Consider the following 22,974-nt stretch of genomic DNA (forward strand, 5'->3'; position numbering starts at 1 on the left):
GGACGAGACCGGGCCTCCTACCGTGGTAGGAGGCCCGAGCCGTCCCGCGAATGATGTGTAAAACCCGGCACCGGCTCTACGCTGGCGGTATGGGCCGGCTCCGTGACTTCGCGCTGCGTCGGCGCGCCCTTGTGCCCTACGACTACCCCTTCACCGTGCCGGTAGTGATGTACAGCGGCACCCTGATGGCCCTCGGCGCCGCAGCGGTGCAGCGTGACTTCACACGTCCGTGGCTGCTCGTCGTCGCCAGTTTGCTTGCCCTGGCCCCGATCGTGGTGTTCATCTTCATCGGTGTGAAACCGCCCCCGTTGGCCGCCGCGGCCTTCGGTTTGTCCGCAGTGGCAGTACTGATGTCGTGGCCGCCGGTCAGCAACGACACCGCGCCGTGTCTGCTGCTGTTCGTGCTCGGCGAGATTTTTGCCCTCAGTTCGTGGCGAGACGGTCTCATCGTCGCCGCAGCATCTGCGGTGCTATTGCTCGTCGCATCCCACACCGGCCACCTCGTCACACCGCTGCTCTATGTCGCGTTCCTGCCGCTGGCCGCAATGATCGGCCGAATCCTGCAATTGCAACAGCGACTGGTCCTGCACGAACGCGAGCGCCAAGTTGCCCTCGCCGAGCAGGCGGCGGCAGACGAGCGCCGACGGATCGCCCGCGAGGTACACGACGTGATCGCGCACTCGCTGTCGGTCACGATGCTGCATCTGACCGGTGCCCGGCGCGCCCTGCAAGAGGACAACGACATCGACGACGCCGTTGACGGCCTGCTCGACGCCGAGCGCCTGGGACGACAAGCCATGTCGGACATCCGGCAGACTGTCGGTCTGCTCAGCGCAGGCGACATCACACCACTACGCGCCACACCCGAGCCCGGGCTGTCCGATATCCCTGAGCTCGTCGAGAGTTTCGCCTCGGCGGGCCTGCGCGTCGACTCGCGTCTGGAGGCCGACGAGGCGGACGTCACCGCGGGAGTCGGGCTGGCGCTCTTCCGGGTCACACAGGAGTCGTTGGCCAACATCGCTAAACACGCACCAACTTCGGCCGTTGAGTTGCGGCTCCGCCTCGATGAAGGTGTCGCCGATCTGTCGGTGCGCAATTCCCTGCCAGGCCCCGTGGCCGCGGTGAAGCAGGGCGCAGGGCTGCCCGGCATGCGGCAGCGCATCGAAACCCTCGACGGGCAGTTCGAAGCCGGCCCTGGACCGCAAGGCTGGACCGTGCAGGCCCGCGTGCCGGTCGCACCCGCCACCACCGGGCACTGCGCCATGCACCGAATCCTGATGCCACGCACCGAGGTTCGTCATGACTGACGGTGCGGTACTGAAAGACGGTGCCACCGTCGACGTCCTGCTGGTCGATGATCAGGAACTCGTCCGCTCGGGCCTGCGCCGGATCCTGCGCCGCAAGGACGGCTTCGCCATCGTCGGTGAATGTGCCGACGGCGACGAGGTGCCGCGCGAGGTGCTCCGGTGCCGTCCCGACGTGGTGGTGATGGACCTGCGGATGAAGCGCGTCAGTGGTGTCGACGCCATCCGCGCCTTGCGCACAGGCGGCGGTCCACCGGCCTTGGCGCTCACCACTTTCGACGACGACGACCTGTTGTCCGCGGCGCTGCGCGCGGGGGCGTCGGGCTTCGTCCTCAAGGACTCACCGGCCGAGGAACTGATCCGGGCCGTGCACGCCGTCGCACGCGGTGAGGCGTACCTGGACCCGGCCGTCACCGCCCGGGTGCTGAACGGTTACCGGCGCGCGCCCGGCGCACCGTCGGACGACGTGGTCGACCGGCTCACCGCTCGCGAGCTCGACGTGCTGCAGCTGATCGGTTCCGGCGCGACCAACGCCGAGATCGCCGACCGCCTGGTCATCTCAGAGGTGACGGTGAAGAGCCACATCGGGCGCATCTTCACCAAGCTCGACCTGCGGGACAGGGCGGCCGCCATCGTCTACGCCTACGACCACGGCGTGGTGGCGCCGAAGTAGCGGCTACTCATCTACCCGGCGGCGAATTCCTTCAACTTCGCATCCAGCTGGTCTTTATCGGGGTAGCCGTACATTTTGTGGTTCGAGCCGTTGTACAAAGCCACTACCGGGCAGCTGGTCGAAGGGCCTCTCACCGAACCGAGACTCTTGATTCGCTTGCCAGTTTTGGCCTCGCGCAACTCCACTTCGTAGTCGACCGAGTAGCGACTCACGCGGTCCTTGTCGCCCCCGCTGTCGTATTCGCAGGTGCCCTCTTTCTTCTCGGTAGCCGACTGCCGCGACAGGCACGCGACGACATTGATCGACGAAGGCGGCAAATTGGCCCCGGAATAGTCTGCTCCGGCCCCCAGCAAGGTCACTGCCGACCACCCGGTCACCGACTCGTAGAACGTGACGACCTTGTACGGCTTTTGGTAGTCGGCGGCATTGCTCACCGAACCGTTCTTACAAACGGCCTTGAAATCGTCGGCCGTGTTCGCAGTAATCGGCGGTTCGCCCCGAACGCCCGCTGTGATACCGACAATCGCCGCGATGACCACCGGTATGGCGAAGATCGCGGCGACGACACCGATAATGCGGCCGGTGGTCTTTTTGGGCGGTGGCGGATAGTGCGACCACTGGCCCTGCGGGACGTGACCGTACGGCGCCTGGCCATACGGAGCTTGCCAATAGGGTTGCGGCCCTTGATTACCGGCGCCCGGCTGTGCCGCCGCCGGCCACTGCGGAGCCGGCGGCCCGTACTGCTGTCCAGGCCCTGGATAGCCGGGCGGCGGGTACGGGGGCTGCGTCATTCGTCGATCGTAAGCACAGCCAATGCCGGGGTTTGACGCCAAAAACCGGCCACGGGCCCTGCGCGGACGCCGGGTACGGCCTCAGTCGGCGAACACCCCGCGCATGGCGTCGGCGCCGAACATCGGTTCCATCATGGCCGAGAAGTCCGGGCCGCGGCGCAGCTTCTGACCACCGTCGACGTTGATCAGCTGACCGGTGATCCATTGCGATGCGTCGCTGAGCAGGAACAGCGCCAGGTTGGCGACGTCCTCGACCTCACCGGCCCGGGGCAGCGGTGTGCACTGCTTGTAATCCTCACGCAGCGGCTCGAATTCGAAGATGCTGGCCGCCACCAGATCGGTGCGGATCAGGCCAGGACGGATGCTGTTGGCCCGCACCCAGGACGCACCGAGCTCGTCGGCCGCGAGCTGCACGAGGTGATCGAGCGCCGACTTGGTGACGCCGTACGGCCCGAACCAGCGGTGGGTGTTGCTCGCCGCGATCGACGAGATGCCGACGAACGAGCCGCCGCCACCGCGCACCATTTCCCGCGCGGTGTGCTTGACGACGTACATGCTGCCGTTGACGTTGAGGTCGACGGTCTGGCGCCACATCTCCGAATCCAGGTGAGTGACGGGCCCGACGGTCAGCGAGCCACCGGCACAGTGCACGGCACCGGAGAGCTTGCCGTTCCACGCGGCCGCGGTCGCGACGGCGCTGGCGACGTCGTCCTCGTTGGTGACGTCGGCGGTCTGGAAGCGGATGGCGCCCGGTCCCCCGGAGGCGGAGATCTCGTCGACGGCGGACTGCAACGTGGCCTCGGTGCGGCCCACGATGAGCGCGTTGCCGCCGGCGGCCACCACTCCTTGCGCGATGGCCTTACCGATGCCGCTGCCACCGCCGGTGATCAACACCGTCCGATCTGTCAGCCAACCCTGGACTGAAAACTGCACCGACGTACTCCTCTGGACAGATCAACGGGGAACACGTCTTGTATACACTTTTCAAAAGTTGTACACAACGCTGGTCGAGCGGCCAATTTTCCCGTTCGCGGCACAGCACGCGGGCGTACGCTGAAATTTTCGCCAACGAAAGCGTGACGCGATGAGCATTCAGATCCAGCGACGCCTCCTGGTGGCCGGCGGCTTCGCCTTCGCGACAGTCGCCGCACCCGCCGTATTCGCCCTGAGCGGCCCCGTGCCCGCCGCACTGCTCGGGGAGACCAACTGCCCGCCCGGCATGACGGAAAACCCCGTCAGCGGCTCCTGTTTCGAGGGCGGCAACGACCAGGCGCCGCCGCCGGTACAGGCGCCGACGAACCAGCTCGGCGAGATCAACGGCATTCCCTGCACCGGCCACAACACCGGCGAATGCATCGGCCTCTCGGAGGAACAGGTGCCCGAGGTACAGCCGCACTCGTCGGTGAGTTCCAGCCCGTAACAACAGTCGCCTAAGGTTGTGTAATGCCTGCAAAAACTGATCCCGCCGATATCGGCGACGTGGAGCCCCTGGCCGACAGCACCGCCCGTCAGGCCCGCCGCGTCGTGGCCGCGTACGCCAACGACGCCGACGAATGTCGCATGTTCCTGTCCATGCTGGGTATCGGGCCCACGAAGCTCGACGCGTGACGGCCCGCGGAGGCAACGACGCTTCTGCGGCGTCCACCGCGAGTCCCAAATCCTCCAAGGGCGGTAAGTCCGCCGCGAAGCCCGTGGGCAACTCCGACTTCGTAGTGGTCGCCAACCGGCTGCCCGTCGACATGGAACGGCTCCCCGACGGCTCCGTCACCTGGAAACGCAGCCCCGGCGGGCTCGTCACCGCACTGGAGCCGCTGCTGCGCAAGCAGCGCGGCGCCTGGATCGGCTGGCCCGGCGTCGCCGACAGCGACGAAGAGCTGATCGTCCAGGACGAGCTGACGATGTGCCCGGTCAAGATGTCGGCCGACGAGATCGCCGACTACTACGAGGGTTTCTCCAACGCGACGCTGTGGCCGCTGTACCACGACGTCATCGTCAAACCCATCTATCACCGCCACTGGTGGGACGCCTACGTCGCAGTCAACCAGCGCTTCGCCGAGGCCACTGCGCGCATCGCGGCGAAGGGCGCGACGGTCTGGGTGCAGGACTACCAGCTGCAGCTGGTCCCCAAGATGCTCCGGGAGCTGCGTCCTGATCTGACCATCGGCTTCTTCCTGCACATCCCGTTCCCGCCCGTCGAGCTGTTCATGCAGATGCCGTGGCGCACCGAGATCATCGAAGGCCTGCTCGGCGCCGACCTGGTGGGCTTCCACCTGCCCGGCGGCGCGCAGAACTTCCTGGTGCTGGCCCGTCGACTGCTCGACGCCAACACATCGCGTCACACCATCGGTGTCCGGTCCCGGCTCGGCGAGGTGAGCCACGACGGCCGCACGGTCAAGGTCGGCGCGTTCCCCATCTCGATCGACTCGGCGGCGTTGGACGCGCAGGCCCGCAGCCGCACCATCCGGCAGCGCGCCCGTCAAATCCGCGATGAGCTGGGCAACCCACGCAAGATCATGCTGGGCGTGGACCGGCTGGACTACACCAAGGGCATCGACGTGCGGCTGCGCGCGTTCTCGGAGCTGCTCGCCGAAGGCCGGGCCAACCGGCACGACACCGTACTGGTCCAGCTGGCCACTCCGAGCCGCGAGCGCGTGGACAGTTACAAGGTCATGCGCGAAGACATCGAGCGCCAGGTCGGGCATATCAACGGCGAGTACAGCGAGGTCGGTCACGCGGTGGTGCACTACATGCACCGGGCGATCGGCCGCGAGGAACTCATCGCGTTCTTCGTCGCGGCCGACGTCATGCTGGTGACGCCGCTGCGCGACGGCATGAACCTGGTGGCCAAGGAGTACGTGGCGTGCCGCAGCGACCTCGGCGGCGCCCTCGTGCTGAGCGAATTCACCGGCGCCGCAGAGGAATTGCGGCAGGCATACCTGACCAACCCGCACCACCTGGACGGGGTCAAGGACGCCATTGCCGACGCCCTGACCCAGTCCCCCGAAGAGGGACGACGTCGCATGCGCGCGCTGCGTCGGCAGGTTTTGGCCCACGACGTCGACCGCTGGGCCCGGGCGTTCCTCGACGCCCTGTCGCACACCCGCGACTGACGCACCAAGATTTCAGGCCCCGGAGCAACCGCTCCGGGGCCTGAATCATGTTGGGGTACTTAGAAGATCGGCGTCATCTCGTCGATCAACCACTTGCCGTCGATCTTGCGGTAGTCGACCTTCAGCCGGCTGCCCTCGTAGTTGGGCTGCTTGCGCTCGTCGGTGATGACCCGGTTCACGAAAGCGAGAACTGTGCCCGAGTCGCGGTGCGACGAGATCATGCCCGCGCCAACGACATTCACCTGACTGATGAGCTTGCGCTTCACCGCGTCGTTGAAGATGTTGTTCTTGGCCGTCAGTTCCTCGTACCGCTTCCGGAACGCCGGCGTCATCAGCGTCAGCGCCTGCGTCGTGGACCGCTGCACGCTGCTGTACTCATAGCCAAGGATCTGTGGGATCTGGGACCTGGCCAGGCTGGGCAACTCGTCGGCCGTCGCCTGTTCGCCGGAAAGCTCCACGTGATTCCAGAACGCCGACCCGCCGAGCGCCCCGAGCGCCACCACGGCGACCGCCAACAGTGCGCCGAGCGCCACCAGCAACCGGTTCATCAGTTGCCTCCGTCCGGGTACTTGATGTCATAGGCACTCATGTGGCCGCTGTCGTCCTCGCGGATGAACACCCGCTGCCGGTACGGCGTCGACGGCTGGTTCACCCCGTTCATGTCGGACAGCGTCACGCGGACCGTCACCAGCACCTTCGCGATGTTGGAGGTGTTGTCGATGCTCTCCAGCGCCGCCGCGGTGATGACGGCCTCCGAGTTGGCCTGCGTCTGCTTGAACAGGTACTTCAGATTGTCGGCGTTGTTGCTCTGGTTCATCATGTCGCGCAGCGGGCCGGGGCCGATGCCATTGACGAAGCGGTTCACGCTCTCGTCGACGGTGTTCTGCGTGTAACTGAACATGTTGACCACGGTCTGCTTCGCGGTGTCGACGAACCGCTGATCACGGTCCTGCGTCGCCTCGATCTGCCCGTTGCCGTGCCAGAGGAACCAGGTGCCGCTCGCCAGTGCCGCCACGAGCACGGCGACGACCGCCAGGCCGATGGTCATGACCAGCGACCGGTGCGGTTGCCGTCGCGGTGCCTGGATCGCGGGCCGCGCCTTGGTGGTCACCGATTCGGTTGATGATGTCTTGCTCGCGGTCGACGGAATCGCCACGTCGAGCACTGTTGCCTCTGCTGAACCGGCGGTGCCGGCGGGCCGTGAGGCCCGCCGCCGCGCGCGGCTCACCGGCGGCTTCGACGTCTCGTCCGTCGCAGCCGGTTCGTCACTCATTAAACCTGCCTTGGATCCTTCATCAGGTCGACCCAGGACTCGCCTGCGTCGCCGTTACTCGAGCCGGCGTTGAACACTCCCGTACCGCCGGCAGGGTCAGCGAAGACCCCGGTATTCGCATCGTACGTCGTGCTCTGCGGCCCCTTCGGCCCGCTTGCCTGCGGCTGGCCCTCGGGGCCGGGCGCCGGCGGGTTGTTGATCGCGTACGGCGGAGTCACCTGATCCGGCGGCGCGAAGAACGGCCAGGGCAGCGGCTGCGGACCCGGATCGCTCGGCGGGTACGGCAGCGGGAACGGCGCGTTGGGCGCAGGTCCCGGCCCGGCGGGCACCCCCGGCGGCAATTGCACCGACGGCGGGCCCGGGTCGTAGTCGGCGCCCGGCGGGATCATCGGGAACCGGTTCGGCGGGGTGATGTTCCGCGGGTCGTTGATCGGGGTGTCGTACGGCACTGGCGGACCGCGCCACGGGTTGCTGCCGAGCGGCACGTAACCACGCGGGTCACGGCAGATCTGCACCGTGGGGGCGCGCTTGCCCGGGTACTCCATGCACGGGTAGTTGCGGGCACCGCGGACGGTGCTCGGATCGCTCTGCGCGGTCTTGCAGTAGAGGTCCTTCGGCAGGTCGCGCACGGTGGTGTCGGCCGGTGTGCGGTTCTCCGGTGCCGGGATGAAGCCCGTCGAACATGCCGGCTGGCCGAGGCTGATCTTGAAGTCCAGCTTCGCACCTTCGTCGATGGGCACGCCACCGGCGTCGGTCAGTAGCGCCGCGATCAAGGCCGGGAAGATCACCAGCGCCTGCTCGATCGACTTGTGATAGATCACGCCGATCCGGCCGAAGTTGGCGAGGTTGGCCGCCAGCACCGGGAACGTCGGGCGGATGCCGTCGAACGTCTCGTTGACGGTGTCGACGGCGCCCGGGACGGTCTTGAGCACCGACCGAATCTGCGGGTCGGCCTGTGCGGCTTCACCGGTCAGCGTCGCGAGGCTGCTGGCCATGGTCTTGAGATCCGCGCCGGCGCGGATCTGCGCCTTCAGCAGCGGGCCGGCCTGATCGAGCAGCTTGTTGATCTCGTTGGTATTGGCGTTGGCCTCGTCCACCAGCAGCCGCGACGACTGGATCATCCGCGACAGCTCCGGACCCGATCCGTTGAACGCCTTGAACGACTCGCGCAGCAGGTCCTGCAACCGGGTGTTGCTGATGCTGCTGACCAGACTCTGGGCCTGGTTGAGCAGGTCCACGATGTCCTGTCCGACCGCGGTCCGGTCGACGCCGATGGTGGCGCCGTCCTTCAGCATGTTCTTCGAGGCGCTGGCGGGCGGCACCAGGTCGATGTACTGCTCACCGATCGCGGACACGCTCTTGACCGTGGCGGTGACGTTCTCCGGCACCGGGGTGTCGGTGTTGAGCCGCATCCGGGCCGTCACACCGTTGTCGGTCAGGCCGACGTTCGTCACGCGGCCGACCGTCACGCCGCGGTAGGTGACGTTGGCGTTCTGGTAGATGCCGCCACCGACGACGAACTTGGCGTCCACGTTGTAGACACCGAGACCGACAGCGGCCGGGAGGTGCAGGTAGGACGTCGTGATCAGGGCGAGGCAGATGACGGTGACGACACCGAAGATCGCCAGCTGGAAACGCGCAAGACGGGTCAACAACATTACGGCTTCGCCCCTCCATGTTGCGTCGCTGTGCCTGCTGGAATCTTGAACGGGTCGGCGGCCTGTCCGGACAGGTTCGCCAGCGCGCCCAGCAGGAAGTCCGGCGGGTTGATCACTTCGTCCAGGTGCCTCATGTTCGGGTCGAGACCCCCCGAGGTCGCAAAGATGGTCTCACCGAGGCGTCGCAGCGTCAGGTCGAACGTAACGTAGACGTTCAGGTAGTCACCGCGCACCGCGTTGCGGAAGTACTTGTTGGAGAACGGGAATGTGGGCAGCAGGTCCAGGTCGTGGATGAATTCGTCGGCGTTGTCGTTGAACGCCTTGATCACCGGGAAGATGTCCTTGAAGTCCGCGGCGAAGTCATCCTTGGTTGCGGACATGACCTTCGCGCCGACCACCGCGAGCTTCCGGAGCGCGGTGAACGCATCTACGATGTTCTTGCGGTTGTCGTTGAGGACCTTGATAGCACCGGGCAGCGTGTCCAGCGTGCGGCCAAGGCTGTCCGTGCTCTTCGCCAGGATCGAGGCGAAGCGGTTCAGCCCGTCCATGGCCCCGATGATGTCGGTGGTCTGCTTGTCCAGGGACTGGGTGAGCTCGGCCAACCGCGGGATGAAGTCGACGAACTGCCCCGCCCGGCCGGCGACCGCGGCATAGGCCTCATCGGTGATGTCCTGCAGCGCACCGAGATTGCCCTTGTTCACCACCAGGCCCAGCGACGACAGCACCTCTTCGGTGGTCGGATACCGGCCGGTGTGCGCCAGCGGAATCTCCGAGCCCTGCTTGAGCCGGCCCTGCGGCGCTTCCCCGACAGGTTCCGACAGCTGCACGTGCTGCGAGCCGAGCAGCGAGGTCTGGGCGACCTTCGCCCGCGCGTTCGCCGGCAGCTTCACATCGCCGTTGATCGACAGCTTCGCCGCGGCATAGAACGTGCCGTCCGCACGCTGGACCGCGTCCAGGCCCGACACGCTGCCGACGGTGACGTCGTTGACCATCACCGGCGAGTTCTGCGGCAACGTCGCGACGTCCGGCAGCTGCACCGTGACGGTGTAGGAACCGGCGCCGTGGCCCTGGGTACCCGGCATGTCCAGCGAGTTCAGGCCACCGAACTGGCAACCGGCGAGCACCACGGCACTCGATCCGAGTGCCAGGACTTTTCCAACCGTCTTCATCAGTTGCCTCCGGCTTCAGCGGGCAGCGGTGCGCCCACCGGGGCTGCGGGCGCCGGGGCGGGGCCGGGCAGCGGACCAGAACCGTTCAGCGGCGTCGAGCCCGGTCCCACCGGCGGCGTGGCCGGCGAAATCTGACCCGGAATGGCCGGCGGCGGCAGGATTAGGTCGCTGAGCGTCCCGTCCGGCTGGACCTTCGGCGGGACGACGCCAGGGGCGGCGTTCCACTGCAGGTACGGCACCGGAGTCTGCGCCTTGGCTTCAGTCTGCGGGGTGTCGTAGATGACCTGGCCCTTATATGCCGTGATGCTGTTGATCGGATGGAACAGCACGGGCGGGTAGTTCATCGCGATCCGGCGCAGCACCGGACCCATGCGCTGACGGCAGATTTCCGCCCGCTTGTAGTTGTCCGGAGAGGCACCGATGTCGAAGTTGCCGCCGCACAGGAATTGCACCGGGTTCGCGAAGTTTGGCAGCGACAGCAGACCGTCCAGCGAGCCCTGCGCCGGGTTGTAGATGTTGTAGAAGTTGGCCAGACCGTTCGGCGTGATATGCAGAACCTGCTCGATATTGTCGCTGTTGTCGGTCAGCACCTGGGTGAATTCGGCCAGCTTGCCGACCTGGTCGATCAGCGCCGCGTTGTTGTCCTTCAGCAGGCCCTTGACGTCACCCAGCGCCTGGTTCAGGGCGCCAAGGGTCTGGTCCAGACCGGCCGAGCTCTCCGCCAGCACCTGCGAGACGGACGCGACGTGGTCGGTGAACTGCACGATCTGCTCGTTGCTGCCGGACAGCGCGTTGACCAGAATCTGCAGGTTCTTGATGGTGCCGAACAGGTCGCCACGCGAATCACCAAGGCGCCCAGCGGTTTGCGACAGTTCACGCAAGGCGTTGCGGAACGAATCGCCCTTGCCATCGAGGGTGTCGGCGGCCTGGTTGATGAACGCACCGAGCGGACCCTGCGGGGCACCGTCCTGCGGGCCGAGCTGAGCGCTGAGCTGGGTCAATTGCTTCTTGACGTCGTCCCACTCGACCGGGACACCGGTCCGGGCCAGCGGCACCTCGGCGCCGTTGGCCAGCGCCGCTCCGCCGTTGTAGACGGGGGTGAACTGCACGAACCGCGCCGCCACCAGGTTCGGCGAGATGATGATCGCCCGCGCGTCGGCCGGGATCTTCACGCCGTCCTTGACGGTCATGCTGACCTTGACCGAATTAGCCTGCGGCTCAACCGAATCGATGGTGCCGACCGGAACCCCCAGCACTCGCACCTCGTCGCCGGCGTACAGGCCCACGGCGTTGGTGAAGTGAGCGACCACCTTGTGACCGCCATGTGACGGCCACAGCAGATAGGCGCCGGCAGCCACCAGCGCGACCACCACGGCTACGACCGCAAGGATCGCGCCCCGCGAGTTCATGTTCTTCATCATGGCGACTTCGGCCTCACGACGATCCGTTCAGAGATGTAGCCCTTCAGCATGTCGCCGAGGCTGGCCGGCAGCTTGCCCGGCTGGAAGTACGTGTCGAGCAGGACTTCCGACATCGTCGAGGGCGGTAGGCCGTACAGGTTGATGTTGAAGCCCGGGCCGTTACCGACCACCTCGCCGAGCGTGGTTGCGTAACCCGGCAGGCGCTTGAGCGCCTCACTGATGTGCTCTTTGCGTTTCAGCAGCTCGTCCAGCACCAGGTTCAGCTGCTTGAGCGCCGGCCCGAACTCGCGCTTGTTGTCCGCGACGAATCCGGAAAGCTGTTGCGACACACCGCGAATACCGGAGATCAGCGTGCTGATCGACTGGCGCCGCTCGTCCAGCGCGGCGAACAGCTGATTGCCGTCGATCACCAGTTTGTTCACCTGGTCGGCACGTTGCGCCAGGGTGTCGGACACCTTCTTGGCGTGGCCCAGCAGCTGCTCGAGCGCCTGGTCGCGCTTGTTGAGGCTCCGAGACAGGGCTGCCACCCCGTCCAGCGCGCCGCGCAACTGCGGCGTCGCGTCGTGCAGCGTGTCGGTCAGCACCTTGAGCGCCTGCTCCATCTGCGGCTTGTCCAGCTCGCTGCTGTTCTGGCCCAGGTCCTGCAGCGCGGTGTTGATCGTGTACGGAGTCGTGGTGCGGCCCAACGGGATAACCGTTGCTTCCTTCGTACCCTTCGGGGTCACCCAGAGGGACTTCTGACCCAGCACCGTGTCGGTCTTGATCGACACCAGCGACTGGTCACCGACCCGGATCTGGCGGTCGACGGTGAAGTTCACCTTCGCGGCCGTACCGGCGAGCTCCACGGTGCCCACCTTGCCGACCTTGATGCCCGACACCCGGACGTCGCTGCCCGGCGTGATGCCACCGGCGTCATTGAAGAACGCCGAGTAGTTCTTGCCCTGCGGAAAGAACGGCAGTCCGGTGTACCCGAACGAGATCAGCACGAGGCACGTCACGAGGAAGACGCCGAGTACGCCGGTGCGGACCGGATCCTTTTCCGGCTTAGCCATTTTCGGAGCACCTGCCCTTCGACGGATCCGCAGGACCACCGAACGGCACGATCAGGTCGCTGCCCGCGGGGCCGCTCATCTTGATCTTGACCGAGCAGTAGTAGATATTGAAGAACGCGCCGTACGCACCCAGGGCGTTGAGCCGCAGATAGTTCTCTGCGAGGTTCTCGATGACCGGGTTCACTTCGGCTCGGCGCTCGTACATGCGCTGCGCGAACGGGCGGGCGTTCTCGATGACGCCCTGCACCGGGCGCCGTGACTTCTGCAGCATCTCGGTCAGGTCGTTCTCGGCCGAGGCCAGCGGGCCGATGGCACCGGCGATCGGGTCACGCCCCTCGGCCAGGCCGCTGATGAGCTGCTGCAGCCGGTCGATGCTGGTGTTGAACTGGGAGCCCTTGGCGTCGACCGTCGTGAGCATCGTGTTGAGGTTGGTGATGGTGTCGCCGATCAGCTGGTCCCGCTCACCGAGCGTCTGGCCGAACGAACTGGTACTGGACAGCAGGTCGTTCAGCGCGCCGCCCTGCCCCTGCAGGGCCTCGATCATGGCGGCGGTGATCTCGTTGACCTTCTCGCCGTCCAGGCCCTTGACCACCGGGCGCAAACCACCGAGCAGCGCGTCGAGGTCAAGCGCCGGCTGGGTGTTGGCGAGGACGACGGTGCCGCCGGGGGGGAGCTTGCGCAGCTCGCCGGGGCCGGAGGCGATTTCCAGGTACCGGTCACCGACGAGGTTCTGGTAGCGGACGAGGGCACGGCTCGAGGTGTAGAGCTGGTACCGCTCGTTGAGGGTGAACTTGACGTCGACGGTGTTGTCGCTCTTGAGCTTGACGCTCTTCACCGAACCGACCTGCACGCCCGCGATGCGGACGTCCTCACCGGCCTTGAGCCGGGACGCGTCGGTGAAGTTGGCGTGGTAGGTGGACGTCGAGGCGAATCGGAACTGGCCGAACACCACTACCAGGCCGGCAGCGACCAGCAACATCACGACGGTGAACACCGTGACGTTGATCATTTCGCGCTTGTGTCTCATGGGCGGCCCCACTCACTCGCGGACATCAGTAGCGGTCCCTCTCTGCGTAGGCACCGGAGAACAGGAACTGCAGCGTCGAGGGAGCGTCGAACTGCAATTCGGTGTTCGGCTGGTATGGGATGTAGGCGTTGTCGGTCACCAGGAACGGCGTGTGGTACCACGAGCCGCCGTACTGTTTGGACGGGACGTCCGGAAGGCCACGGCAGTTCGGGCCACCGGAGGCGTTCACCATCGGCAGGCTCTCGGGGTAGGTGTAGTTGGGCGCACCCGGGAAGAAGTTCGAGGACACGAACAGACCCGGCTTGACGCCACCGAAGACCGGACCGAAGCGGTCCACTGCCTTCGACACACCTTGCAGCAGACACGGCAACTCGGGTGAATAGTCGCCCAGGACCTTCAGCGGCGCGCGCAGCCGCTGGATGGCGGCGATGTAGTCGTCGGCGGCCGGCGAGATGGTCGCGTACGCGTTGTTGGCGAACCCGGTGGATGCCAGCAGCGCCGCGTTCAGGTCGTCCTGCTCGTCGGTCAGTGTCTTGCTGACGGTCGGCGCGTTCTCGAAGACCTTGGCCAGGTCGGGCGCGGCGTCACCGTAGATGCCCGCGACCACGGCGGTGTCCTTGAAATCCTGCTGAAGGGTCGGCAGCTTCGGGTTGAAGTACTGCAGGTACTTGCTCAGCCCGGCAACCGCGGCGCCGGCGTCGTCGCCGTGGCCACGCAGGCCTTCACCGAGCGCGGTCACCGTGGCGTTCAGGTTGACGGGGTCGATCTTGTCGAGCAGGTCCGTCAGCGTCTGGAAGACGGTGTTCATCTCGATCTGGACATCCTTGGCCTGCACCTGCGCGCCGGGACGCATCGCATCTTTCGACGGATGCTCCGGCGGGAGGAACTCGACCGACTTGCCGCCGAACACCGTCGTGCTGCCGAGCCGGACCCGGGCGTTCGACGGGATGTACCGCATCTGGTCGCTCAGGACGGCGAGCTTCAGCTTCGCCTGGTCACCGGCGTACTCGATCGCCTCGACCTTGCCGACCTGGATGCCGCGGTACTTGACCTTGGCGTCGGGGTCCATGACCAGACCGGCGCGGGGCGCCATGACCGAAACGGTGTCGGTGGGGGTGAAGGCCGCGGTGTACGACAGGTACGTGAACACCACCGCGGCCACGATGATGCTGATCAGCACCGCTGCCGCGAGCCTCACATGGCTGCGTTTGGGACCACCGGAGGACATCGTCTACACCCCTATCCGGAGAGGTTGAAGTTGCCGGACGCGCCGTACACGGCCAGGGAGATGAGCAGGACGATGGTGACGACCACGATCAGCGAGGTGCGCACGGCCTGACCGACCGCGATACCCACGCCGACGGGTCCGCCGCTGGCGTTGTAGCCGTAGTAGGTGTGCACGAGCATGACCGCGACGGACATGACGATGGCCTGCAGGAATGACCACAACAGGTCGGTGGGCACCATGAAGGTGCTGAAGTAGTGGTCGTACAGACCGGCCGACTGACCGTTGATGTACACCGTGGTGGCGCGCGCCGCGAAGAACGACGCGAGGACGGCGAGGGCGTACAGCGGGATGACGGCGATCAGGCCCGCGATGATGCGCGTGGACACCAGGTAGGACACCGAGTGGACGGCCATCGATTCGACGGCATCGATCTCTTCGGCGACGCGCATGGCGCCCAGCTGCGCGGTACAGCCGGCGCCGATGGTCGCGGCCAGCGCGATGCCGGCGATGATCGGCGCGACGATGCGCACGTTGAGGAAGGCCGACAGGAAGCCGGTCAGGGCCTCGATACCGATGTTGCCCAGTGAGGAGTAGCCCTGGACGGCGATGACGCCGCCGGAGGCCAGCGTCATGAACGCGGCGACACCGACGGTGCCGCCGATCATCACCAGTGCACCGGTGCCCATCGTCATCTCGGCGATGAGCCGGATGGTCTCGCGGCGGTAGCGGGTCAGCGCGTTGGGGATGTACCGGAAGGACTCCCCGTAGAACAGGGCCTGCTCGCCGAGGCCGTCGACGATTCCGGGCACTGCCCGGAACATTCGTTTGAAACGGAGTGTTGCGTCGTAACTCATGGCCGAATCACCTCACCAGTACTCGGACGCCGATGGCGGTCATGATCACGTTGATGACGAACAAGCAGATGAAGGCGTAGACGACGGTCTCGTTGACCGCGATACCGACGCCCTTGGGGCCGCCCTTGACGGTCAGGCCGCGGTAGCAGCCGACCATGCCGGCCAGCAGGCCGAACAGCACGGCCTTGATCTCGGCGAGCATCAGCTCTCCCAGGCCCGTCAGCACCGTCAGGCCGTTGATGAACGAACCCGGGTTCACGCCCTGCAGGAAGACAGAGAACACGTAGCCGCCGGAGATGCCGATGGCGCACACCAGGTTGTTGAGGAGCACGGCGACGAAAGTCGACGCCAGGACGCGCGGCACGACCAGACGCTGGATCGGGTCGATGCCCAGCACCCGCATGGCGTCGATCTCTTCGCGGATGGTGCGGGCGCCGAGGTCGGCGCAGATGGCCGTGGCGCCCGCGCCGGCGACGACGAGCACGGTCACGACGGGTCCGAGCTGGGTGACGGTACCGAAGGCGGTGCCGGCGCCGGAGAGGTCGGCGGCGCCGATCTCACGCAGCAGGATGTTCAGCGTGAAAGCCACCAGCACGGTGAACGGAATGGCGACGAGCAGGGTCGGCACGAGCGATACGCGGGCGATCATCCAGGTTTGTTCGAAGAACTCCCGGAATTGAAAAGGGCGACGCCACATCTTTGTGAATGTGTCGAGGGCCATTTCGAAGAACCCGCCGACGGCCCGGGCCGGAGCCGCAAGCTGTTCGATCAACCTTCGACTCCATTCTCGGTGCGGGCTGAGCAGTCACGGCGAAGAGTGGGGTTTCCCTCTTCCACAGCGGCCTGATCACCACGTTGTAATGCATGGCTCTTGTGAGCCGGCTCATAGTAGCTAGAACATGTTCGCAGTGGCAAAAGAACAGCAAAATCACTGGGAAACGACATATAATCGCAGCTCAGGATATATTTTGACGTTGCCGCCACTGTAACAAGTTCTCGTGCCGACGCGGCGCTTTCGACGCCGCGTCAGCACTCGATCCGGGACGTTCAGTCCCTCGACTCCATCAGGGCAGTCGCCGAGAAATTCCGCTCCGGATCGCGGTCAGCAAAATATCCGCGCAACGTGGCACTCAGTTGTGTCATGTCCCACTCAGCGGACGACGCTGTGAAGTGGCTCTCCACGGTCGGGGCTGCTACCAGGGTCACAGTCGGACCATAAACGATGAAGAGCTGGCCATTCACGTTTTCCGACGCGGGCGAGGAAAGGAAACGCACCAATTTCACAACGTGTTCCGGCGACAGCGGGTCGACCTCTCCTTCACCAGGAGCCGCACCGAACACATCTGCCGTCATCGCGGTGCGCGCCCGCGGTGCGATCGCATTGGCGCGGACGCCGTAGCGCTCCAGACCGCGGGCCGCGGTCAGGGTCAGCGCCGTGATGCCGGCCTTGGCGGCGCCGTAGTTCGCCTGCCCCACCGGACCGGCGAGGCCGGCCTCGGACGACGTGTTGACGATCCGGCCGTACACCTTGCCGTCGGCCGACTCCTTGGCCTTGGCGCGCCAGTAGGTCGCGGCGTTGCGGGTCAGCAGGAAGTGGCCGCGGAGGTGGACCGCGATGACCGCGTCCCAGTCCTCGTCGGTCATGTTGAACAGCATCTTGTCGCGGGTGATGCCGGCGTTGTTCACGACGATGTTCAGCCCGCCCAGGCTGTCCGCGGTGGCGACCAGTTCGTCGGCGGTGCTGCGGGCGCTGATATCCCCGGCCACCGCAATGCCTTTGGAGCCGGCGGCCTCGATCTCGGCGAGCACGTCCGACTTGTCCAGTGCGCCGGCCATGTCGTTCACCACGACGGTGGCGCCGGCCTGCGCCAGGCCGATGGCCTCGGCGCGGCCCAGTCCCGCGGCGGCACCGGTGACCACGGCCACCTTGCCGGAGAGGTCGGTGGAGTCCAGTTCGCTAGTCAATTTATGAATACCTCTAGTCTTTGCGGAGAAGGGCGGCGCGGGGGCATTCCGCGATGGACTGCTCGGCCAGTTCTACCTGGTCGGCAGGCACCGGATCGGCCTTGACTACTGCATAGTCGTTGTCGTCGAGATCGAAAAGGTCCGGCGCAATTCCCACGCAAACCGCGTTTCCTTCACAGCGATCGTGATCAACTTCAACCCGCATGACACCCTCCTGAGAGCCCGGATTTCGACGGTGAGGCCAACATAACGACCCCGCCATGGCGATGCCAGTGTGGCACGCTCTGGACCCCAAGACTAGAACGTGTTACAAGTTTGAATAGGCACGGGTCGATGAAAGCGGCCCCAGCAACGTGACAAACGGACCAGAGACCTACCCCAATTCAACTGATAAAGGATGAGTTCGATGCGGATCGGCTACACGCCCGAGCAGGAGGAGCTGCGGCGCGAACTGCGCTCGTACTTCACCAAGCTCATGACCCCGGAGCGCGCCGAGGCGCTGGCGTCCAACGACGGCGAGATGGGACGCGGCAACGTCTACCGCGAGACCGTCGAGCAGATGGGCAAGGACGGCTGGCTGACGCTGAGCTGGCCCAAGGAGTACGGGGGCCAGGCCCGCCCGCCGATGGACGGCCTGATCTTCAACGACGAGGCCGCCATCGCCAACGTCCCGGTGCCGTTCCTGACCATCAACTCCGTGGCACCGACGATCATGCACTTCGGCACCGAGGAGCAGAAGAAGTTCTTCCTGCCCAAGATCGCCGCGGGCCAGCTGCACTTCTCCATCGGCTACTCCGAGCCCGGCGCCGGCACCGACCTGGCGTCGCTGCGCACCACCGCGGTCCGCGACGGTGACGATTACGTCATCAACGGCCAGAAGATGTGGACGTCGCTGATCGCCTACGCCGACTACGTCTGGCTGGCGGCCCGCACCAACCCCGAGGCCAAGAAGCACCGCGGCATCTCGATGCTGATCGTGCCGACCACCGCCGAGGGCTTCTCCTGGACGCCGGTGCACACCATGTCCGGTGTGGACACCAGTGCCACCTACTACCAGGACGTCCGGGTCCCGACCTCCAGCCTGGTCGGCGAAGAGCACGGCGGCTGGAAGCTGGTCACCAACCAGCTCAACCACGAGCGCGTGGCCCTGGTGTCGGCGCAGCCGATCTTCGTCGCACTGGACGGGGTTCGGGAATGGGCCCAGAACACCAAGGACCACCACGGCAAGCGCCTCATCGACTCCGAGTGGGTGCAGCTGAACCTGGCCCGGGTGCATGCCAAGGCCGAAGTGCTGAAGCTGATCAACTGGGAGCTGGCCTCGGCCACCGACTCCGCGCCCTCCCCCGCCGACGCATCGGCGGCCAAGGTCTACGGCACCGAGCTGGCCACCGAGGCCTACCGGCTGCTGATGGAGGTGCTCGGCACCTCGGCGACCCTGCGCCGCGACACCCCGGGTGCGCTGCTGCGTGGCCGGATCGAGCGCTGGCACCGGTCCTGCCTGATCCTGACCTTCGGCGGCGGCACCAACGAGATTCAGCGCGACATCATCGGCATGGTGGCTCTTGGCCTGCCCCGAGTGAACCGGTAAGGACTGACATGGATTTCAAGACAACCGAAGCATCTGAGGACCTCGGCGGCCTGGTCCGGTCCATCACCGAATCGGTGGTGACCCCGGAACGGCAGAAGGAGCTGGACAAGCTCGACGAACGGTTCGACCGTGAACTGTGGGACAAGCTGATCGATTCCGACATCCTGTCGACCACCGCACCGGAGTCGGTGGGCGGCGGTGGTTTCGGTCCGCTGGAGCAGTCCGCCGTGCTCGTGGCACTGGGCCGTCAGCTCGCGGCGGTGCCGTACCTCGAGTCGACCATCCTGGCCGCCGGTGCCATCGCCGAATTCGGTTCGGCCGAGCTGCAATCCGAGTGGGCCGCCCCGGCGGTCGCCGGCAGCAAGATCGTCGTGCCGGCGCTCGACGGCGAGATGGGCCAGGGCCCGGTGCAGGCCACCGGCAGCGATGAGACCGGCTACAAGCTCACCGGCACCCGCACCCAGGTCGCCTACGGCCCGGTCGCCGATGCCCTCCTGGTGCCGGCCGAAAGCGATTCCGGCGTCAAGGTTTTCCTGGTCGCGGCAGCCGACGCGGGCGTCACCGTCACCTCGCTCGACACCACCGGACACGGCAGCGTCGCGCACCTGGATCTGCAGGGCGTGACCGTCGCCGCTGACCGCATCGTCGGCGGCGCCGAGGTGCTCGCCTGGCTGCAGCTGCGGGGTGCCCTGGGCCGCACCGCATTCCAGCTCGGCGTGGTGGAGCGCGCGCTGGAGCTCACCGCGTTGTACGCCCGCGAGCGCGAGCAGTTCGACCGCCCCATCGGCAGCTTCCAGGCCGTGTCGTCCCGGTTGGCCGACGGCTACATCGACGTCAAGGCGCTGCGCCTGACGCTGACCCAGGCTTCCTGGCGCGTGGCCGAGGGGCTGCCAGCCGAGGTGGACGTGAACACCGCGGCGTTCTGGGCCGCCGAGGCCGGGCACCGGGTGGCGCACACCGCGGTGCACGTGCACGGTGGTGTCGGCATCGACATGGATCACCCGGTGCACCGCTACTTCCTGGCCGCCAAGCAGACCGAGTTCGCGGTCGGCGGGGCCACCGGGCAGCTGCTGCAGATCGGGCGCGAACTCGCCGAGACGCCCGTCTAGATTCGACCGATGTCCTCCCGGCCCACCGTCAGCGATCTGCTGCGCCCGCTCCTCGACGTCACCGACCGCGGGTTGTACGACTGCACAACGGCGCCGGACGACTCCTCACAAGAAAATGATGGCGGCCCAGCCGGTTTCACCAGCTGGGCCGACCACATCGTCGCGGGCGCGCAGTTGGCCGCGGCGCTGAAGGCGCGGCTGGACCCGGCCAAACCGCCGCACATCGGTGTGCTGCTGAGCAATACGACGTTCTTCTCGTCGCTGCTGGTGGCCGCCGCGCTGGCGGGGCTGGTTCCGGTCGGCCTCAACCCGACCCGCCGCGGCGCGGCGCTGGTCGGCGACGCCGAGCGCTCCGACTGCCAGTTGGTGCTCGCCGACAATCCCGACCTGGTCCCGGCCGGTCTGGAGGCCGCGGGCATCGACGTCATCGACGTCGAATCCGCTTCGTGGGCAACCGAACTCGCCGGATTCGCCGGCACCCCGGTGCACTTCGCCGACGTCGATCCCGACGACCTGTTCATGCTGATCTTCACCTCGGGCACCAGCGGTGACCCGAAGGCCGTCCGGGTCACCCACGACAAGGTGGCGTTCCCGGGCCAGATGCTGGCCGACCGCTTCGGCCTCGGGCGCGACGACACGTTCTACCTGGCCATGCCGCTGTTCCACTCCAACGCCGTCATGGCCGGCTGGGCCGTGGCGCTCGCCGCGCAGGGGTCGATTGCGTTGCGCCGCAAGTTCTCTGCCTCCGGATTCCTGACGGATGTGCGGCGCTACGGCGCCACCTACGCCAACTACGTCGGCAAGCCGCTGTCGTACATCCTGGCCACCCCGGCCCAGCCGGACGACGCCGACAATCCGCTGAAGTTCATGTACGGCAACGAGGGTGCCCCACGCGACCTGAACCGGTTCGCACAGCGCTTCGGTGTCATCGTCGTCGACGGTTTCGGCTCCACCGAGGGTGGTGTCGCGATCGCCCGCACCCCGGACACCCCGGCCGGCGCGCTGGGACCGCTGACCGACGAGGTGGCCATCGTCGACGTGGAGACCAGCCTGCCGTGCCCGCCGGGCGTCGTCGGCGAAATCGTGAACCCGACCGGCCGGGGCTGGTTCCGCGGCTACTACAACAACGACGCGGCCGAGGCCGAACGCATGGTCGGCGGCGTCTACCACACCGGCGACCTGGCCTACCGGGACGCGGCAGGGTTCATCTATTTCGCTGGGCGCCTTGGCGATTGGATGCGGGTCGACGGCGAGAACCTAGGCACCGCACCCATCGAGCAGGTGCTGCTGCGGCACCCTGACGTGGTCGAGGCAGCCGTCTACCCGATACCCGATCCCGCCGTCGGCGACCAGGTGATGTCGGCACTCGTCCTCCTCGACCACGCGGAGTTCTCCGCGGACGACTTCAGCGCCTTCCTTGCCGCACAGGAGGATCTGGGCCCCAAGCAGTGGCCCCGGTTCGTCCGCGTCGCCACGACGCTGCCGCGGACCGAGACGTTCAAGGTCATCAAGCGGCAACTGTCGGCCGAGGGTACCGACTGTGCCGACCCGGTTTTCGCGATCGCCCGCTAGTCGTGGACCGGGACGGCCTCGACGAGTGACATCGGGCCCGCCGTCTGGACCACCCGGGTCTGCCGAAAGCCGGCGCGTGCCAACAGGTCCGCGTATTCCGAACCGGTCCGCTCCCGGCCGCCGGCGGCGACCAGCATCTCCAGGTCGAGGAGCATGCCGGGATGGCTGGGCGTGCCTTCCGGCAGCACCAGTTCGACGAGGGCCAGGGTGCCATCGGGGTCGATCGCCTTGCGGACGTTCCGCAGGATCACCAGTGCGCTGTCCTCATCCCAGTCGTGGATGATCGTCTTCAGCAGATACGCGTCCCCGCCTTCGGGCACGGCATCGAAGAACGAGCCACCCGTGACGGTCACGCGGTCCGACACGCCGGCCGCCTTGAGCACCGGGCCCGCGCCCGCGACGACCGACGGCAGGTCGAACAGCACGCCCTGAGCGTCGGTGGCCTGCTGCAGCACCGCACTCAGCAGCGCGCCGTGGCCGCCGCCGACGTCGACGATGTTCTTGAAACGACTGAAATCGTATGCGGGCATGAGGGTTTCGATCGCCATGGCCGACACCGCGGTCATGGCGTTGTTGAACACGTCGGCGAGGTCGCGATCGTTCTCCAGGTATTCGAAGATCGGCATGCCCCGGAGCATCTCCGCGGACGTCTTACCGGTCTGCACCGAGTACAGCAACTGACCCCAGTGTTCCCAGTGCTTGGGGTGGCCGATGAACAGCAGCATCGGTGCCAGCGAGCCCGGCGCATCGGACCGCAGGGCCTGTCCCAGCCGGCTCAGCGCGAACCGGCCATCGCGCTCCCGCTTGAGCAGCGAATTCGCGGCCAACGCCCGCATGAGCCGGGCGGTGGCCTCGGGGTGCGAACCCACCCGGCGGGCGATGTCGTCCGCCGACGCGGGGCCGGCGGCCAGGGCGTCGAAGATGCCCAGCTTGGCGCCGACGTACATGGCCTGGGTCAGCCAGGCACCCTGGCCCAGCTCGAAGAGTGCGACGTTCGCCGGGACGACGGACCGGCGCAACTGGCCCAGTCCGTCACGGACCCGGCCGATGCCGTCGATGAGCCAGCCGGGCGGCGGTTTCTGTGCGTTTGCCACGGCGCTCACAGTAGTGCCACAGCTAATCCCCACGCTAGAGCCGGTTTCTAGTTGGTCCCCGCCCGGCTCACAGGATCACCGCGAGC

Annotated in this window: 23 protein-coding genes; 8 read left to right on the forward strand and 15 right to left on the reverse strand. The window is 66.6% G+C overall.

Translation table 11 applies throughout. The features are described 5' to 3' along the window. Positions 1-89 precede the first annotated feature (89 nt). Together VXD91_RS18180 and VXD91_RS18185 are read left to right on the forward strand one after the other, a co-directional pair. On the forward strand, positions 90-1,307 hold the full coding sequence (locus VXD91_RS18180; protein WP_212807184.1) for a histidine kinase: 1,218 nt from the start codon (positions 90-92) through the stop codon (positions 1,305-1,307). Further along, complete coding sequence (locus tag VXD91_RS18185) at positions 1,300-1,977, forward strand: response regulator transcription factor (protein ID WP_212807185.1); 678 nt, start codon at positions 1,300-1,302, stop codon at positions 1,975-1,977. The genes VXD91_RS18180 and VXD91_RS18185 overlap by 8 nt, the downstream gene beginning before the upstream one ends. Before the next feature lie 11 nt (positions 1,978-1,988). Here the strand turns inward: VXD91_RS18185 and VXD91_RS18190 are convergent, their stop codons facing one another. Both VXD91_RS18190 and VXD91_RS18195 read right to left on the reverse strand, forming a co-directional pair. Beyond that, positions 1,989-2,768, reverse strand: coding sequence for a hypothetical protein (locus VXD91_RS18190; RefSeq protein WP_212807186.1), 780 nt, complete (start codon positions 2,766-2,768; stop codon positions 1,989-1,991). Positions 2,769-2,849: 81 nt separating this feature from the next. Then, positions 2,850-3,701 carry an SDR family oxidoreductase gene (locus tag VXD91_RS18195; RefSeq protein WP_244872759.1) on the reverse strand — a complete coding sequence of 284 codons (852 nt, stop codon included), beginning with the start codon at positions 3,699-3,701 and terminating at the stop codon, positions 2,850-2,852. Positions 3,702-3,852: 151 nt separating this feature from the next. Here VXD91_RS18195 and VXD91_RS18200 point away from each other — a divergent pair, with 151 nt between their 5' ends. The 3 genes from VXD91_RS18200 to VXD91_RS18210 are packed head-to-tail and all read left to right on the forward strand — an operon-like array spanning position 3,853 to position 5,878. Then, positions 3,853-4,188 carry an intersectin-EH binding protein Ibp1 gene (locus tag VXD91_RS18200; RefSeq protein ID WP_346416025.1) on the forward strand — a complete coding sequence of 112 codons (336 nt, stop codon included), beginning with the start codon at positions 3,853-3,855 and terminating at the stop codon, positions 4,186-4,188. A gap of 23 nt (positions 4,189-4,211) precedes the next feature. After that, entirely contained in the window at positions 4,212-4,376 is a 165-nt protein-coding gene (locus VXD91_RS18205) for a hypothetical protein (RefSeq protein ID WP_090562895.1), read from the forward strand. Then, positions 4,373-5,878, forward strand: a complete 1,506-nt coding sequence (locus VXD91_RS18210) for a trehalose-6-phosphate synthase (protein ID WP_071285613.1) — start codon at positions 4,373-4,375, stop codon at positions 5,876-5,878. The genes VXD91_RS18205 and VXD91_RS18210 overlap by 4 nt, the downstream gene beginning before the upstream one ends. 59 nt (positions 5,879-5,937) lie before the next feature. Here VXD91_RS18210 and VXD91_RS18215 read toward each other — a convergent pair whose 3' ends face one another. From VXD91_RS18215 to VXD91_RS18270, 12 genes are all read right to left on the reverse strand, one after another. Continuing rightward, entirely contained in the window at positions 5,938-6,426 is a 489-nt protein-coding gene (locus VXD91_RS18215) for a mammalian cell entry protein (protein ID WP_043984613.1), read from the reverse strand. Next, complete coding sequence (locus tag VXD91_RS18220) at positions 6,426-7,151, reverse strand: hypothetical protein (RefSeq protein ID WP_043984612.1); 726 nt, start codon at positions 7,149-7,151, stop codon at positions 6,426-6,428. The genes VXD91_RS18215 and VXD91_RS18220 overlap by 1 nt, the downstream gene beginning before the upstream one ends. Then, positions 7,151-8,806, reverse strand: coding sequence for an MCE family protein (locus VXD91_RS18225; RefSeq protein WP_043984679.1), 1,656 nt, complete (start codon positions 8,804-8,806; stop codon positions 7,151-7,153). The genes VXD91_RS18220 and VXD91_RS18225 overlap by 1 nt, the downstream gene beginning before the upstream one ends. Positions 8,807-8,808: 2 nt before the next feature. Further along, positions 8,809-9,978: an MCE family protein gene (locus tag VXD91_RS18230; protein WP_043984611.1), complete on the reverse strand. Its 1,170-nt coding sequence runs from the start codon at positions 9,976-9,978 to the stop codon at positions 8,809-8,811. Then, entirely contained in the window at positions 9,978-11,396 is a 1,419-nt protein-coding gene (locus VXD91_RS18235; protein ID WP_043984610.1) for an MCE family protein, read from the reverse strand. Before VXD91_RS18235 ends, VXD91_RS18230 begins: the two co-directional genes overlap by 1 nt. Continuing rightward, positions 11,396-12,451 carry an MCE family protein gene (locus VXD91_RS18240; RefSeq protein WP_043984609.1) on the reverse strand — a complete coding sequence of 352 codons (1,056 nt, stop codon included), beginning with the start codon at positions 12,449-12,451 and terminating at the stop codon, positions 11,396-11,398. The genes VXD91_RS18235 and VXD91_RS18240 overlap by 1 nt, the downstream gene beginning before the upstream one ends. Continuing rightward, a complete protein-coding gene (locus VXD91_RS18245) occupies positions 12,444-13,478 on the reverse strand; it encodes an MCE family protein (RefSeq protein ID WP_043984608.1) in 1,035 nt (344 codons plus the stop codon). The genes VXD91_RS18240 and VXD91_RS18245 overlap by 8 nt, the downstream gene beginning before the upstream one ends. 25 nt (positions 13,479-13,503) lie before the next feature. Continuing rightward, positions 13,504-14,706: an MCE family protein gene (locus VXD91_RS18250; protein WP_346416026.1), complete on the reverse strand. Its 1,203-nt coding sequence runs from the start codon at positions 14,704-14,706 to the stop codon at positions 13,504-13,506. Positions 14,707-14,717: 11 nt separating this feature from the next. Continuing rightward, a complete protein-coding gene (locus tag VXD91_RS18255; protein ID WP_346416027.1) occupies positions 14,718-15,560 on the reverse strand; it encodes an ABC transporter permease in 843 nt (280 codons plus the stop codon). A gap of 7 nt (positions 15,561-15,567) precedes the next feature. Next, positions 15,568-16,332 (reverse strand): ABC transporter permease, encoded by a 765-nt coding sequence (locus VXD91_RS18260; protein WP_029105067.1) that lies wholly within the window; start codon positions 16,330-16,332, stop codon positions 15,568-15,570. Between the two features lie 275 nt (positions 16,333-16,607). After that, complete coding sequence (locus tag VXD91_RS18265) at positions 16,608-17,525, reverse strand: 3-oxoacyl-ACP reductase (protein WP_212807193.1); 918 nt, start codon at positions 17,523-17,525, stop codon at positions 16,608-16,610. Positions 17,526-17,538: 13 nt separating this feature from the next. Then, on the reverse strand, positions 17,539-17,730 hold the full coding sequence (locus VXD91_RS18270) for a ferredoxin (RefSeq protein ID WP_138250779.1): 192 nt from the start codon (positions 17,728-17,730) through the stop codon (positions 17,539-17,541). Between the two features lie 201 nt (positions 17,731-17,931). On the opposite strand from VXD91_RS18270, the gene VXD91_RS18275 reads away from it, so the two are divergent. From VXD91_RS18275 to fadD17, 3 genes are read left to right on the forward strand one after another with little or no spacing between them, the layout of a single operon-like run. After that, on the forward strand, positions 17,932-19,113 hold the full coding sequence (locus tag VXD91_RS18275) for an acyl-CoA dehydrogenase family protein (RefSeq protein ID WP_029105069.1): 1,182 nt from the start codon (positions 17,932-17,934) through the stop codon (positions 19,111-19,113). A gap of 8 nt (positions 19,114-19,121) precedes the next feature. Then, positions 19,122-20,222 carry an acyl-CoA dehydrogenase family protein gene (locus tag VXD91_RS18280; protein WP_212807194.1) on the forward strand — a complete coding sequence of 367 codons (1,101 nt, stop codon included), beginning with the start codon at positions 19,122-19,124 and terminating at the stop codon, positions 20,220-20,222. A gap of 9 nt (positions 20,223-20,231) precedes the next feature. Continuing rightward, the gene (fadD17, locus tag VXD91_RS18285; RefSeq protein ID WP_212807195.1) at positions 20,232-21,794 is read left to right on the forward strand and encodes a long-chain-fatty-acid--CoA ligase FadD17; all 1,563 of its coding nucleotides are present in this window, start codon (positions 20,232-20,234) and stop codon (positions 21,792-21,794) included. On the opposite strand, the gene VXD91_RS18290 is transcribed toward fadD17, so the two are convergent. Continuing rightward, positions 21,791-22,888 (reverse strand): methyltransferase, encoded by a 1,098-nt coding sequence (locus VXD91_RS18290; protein WP_212807196.1) that lies wholly within the window; start codon positions 22,886-22,888, stop codon positions 21,791-21,793. The genes fadD17 and VXD91_RS18290 overlap by 4 nt on opposite strands. Positions 22,889-22,974 lie beyond the last annotated feature (86 nt).

It is taken from the genome of Mycobacterium sp. SM3041 (assembly GCF_039668335.1).
Taxonomy (GTDB): Bacteria; Actinomycetota; Actinomycetes; order Mycobacteriales; family Mycobacteriaceae; genus Mycobacterium.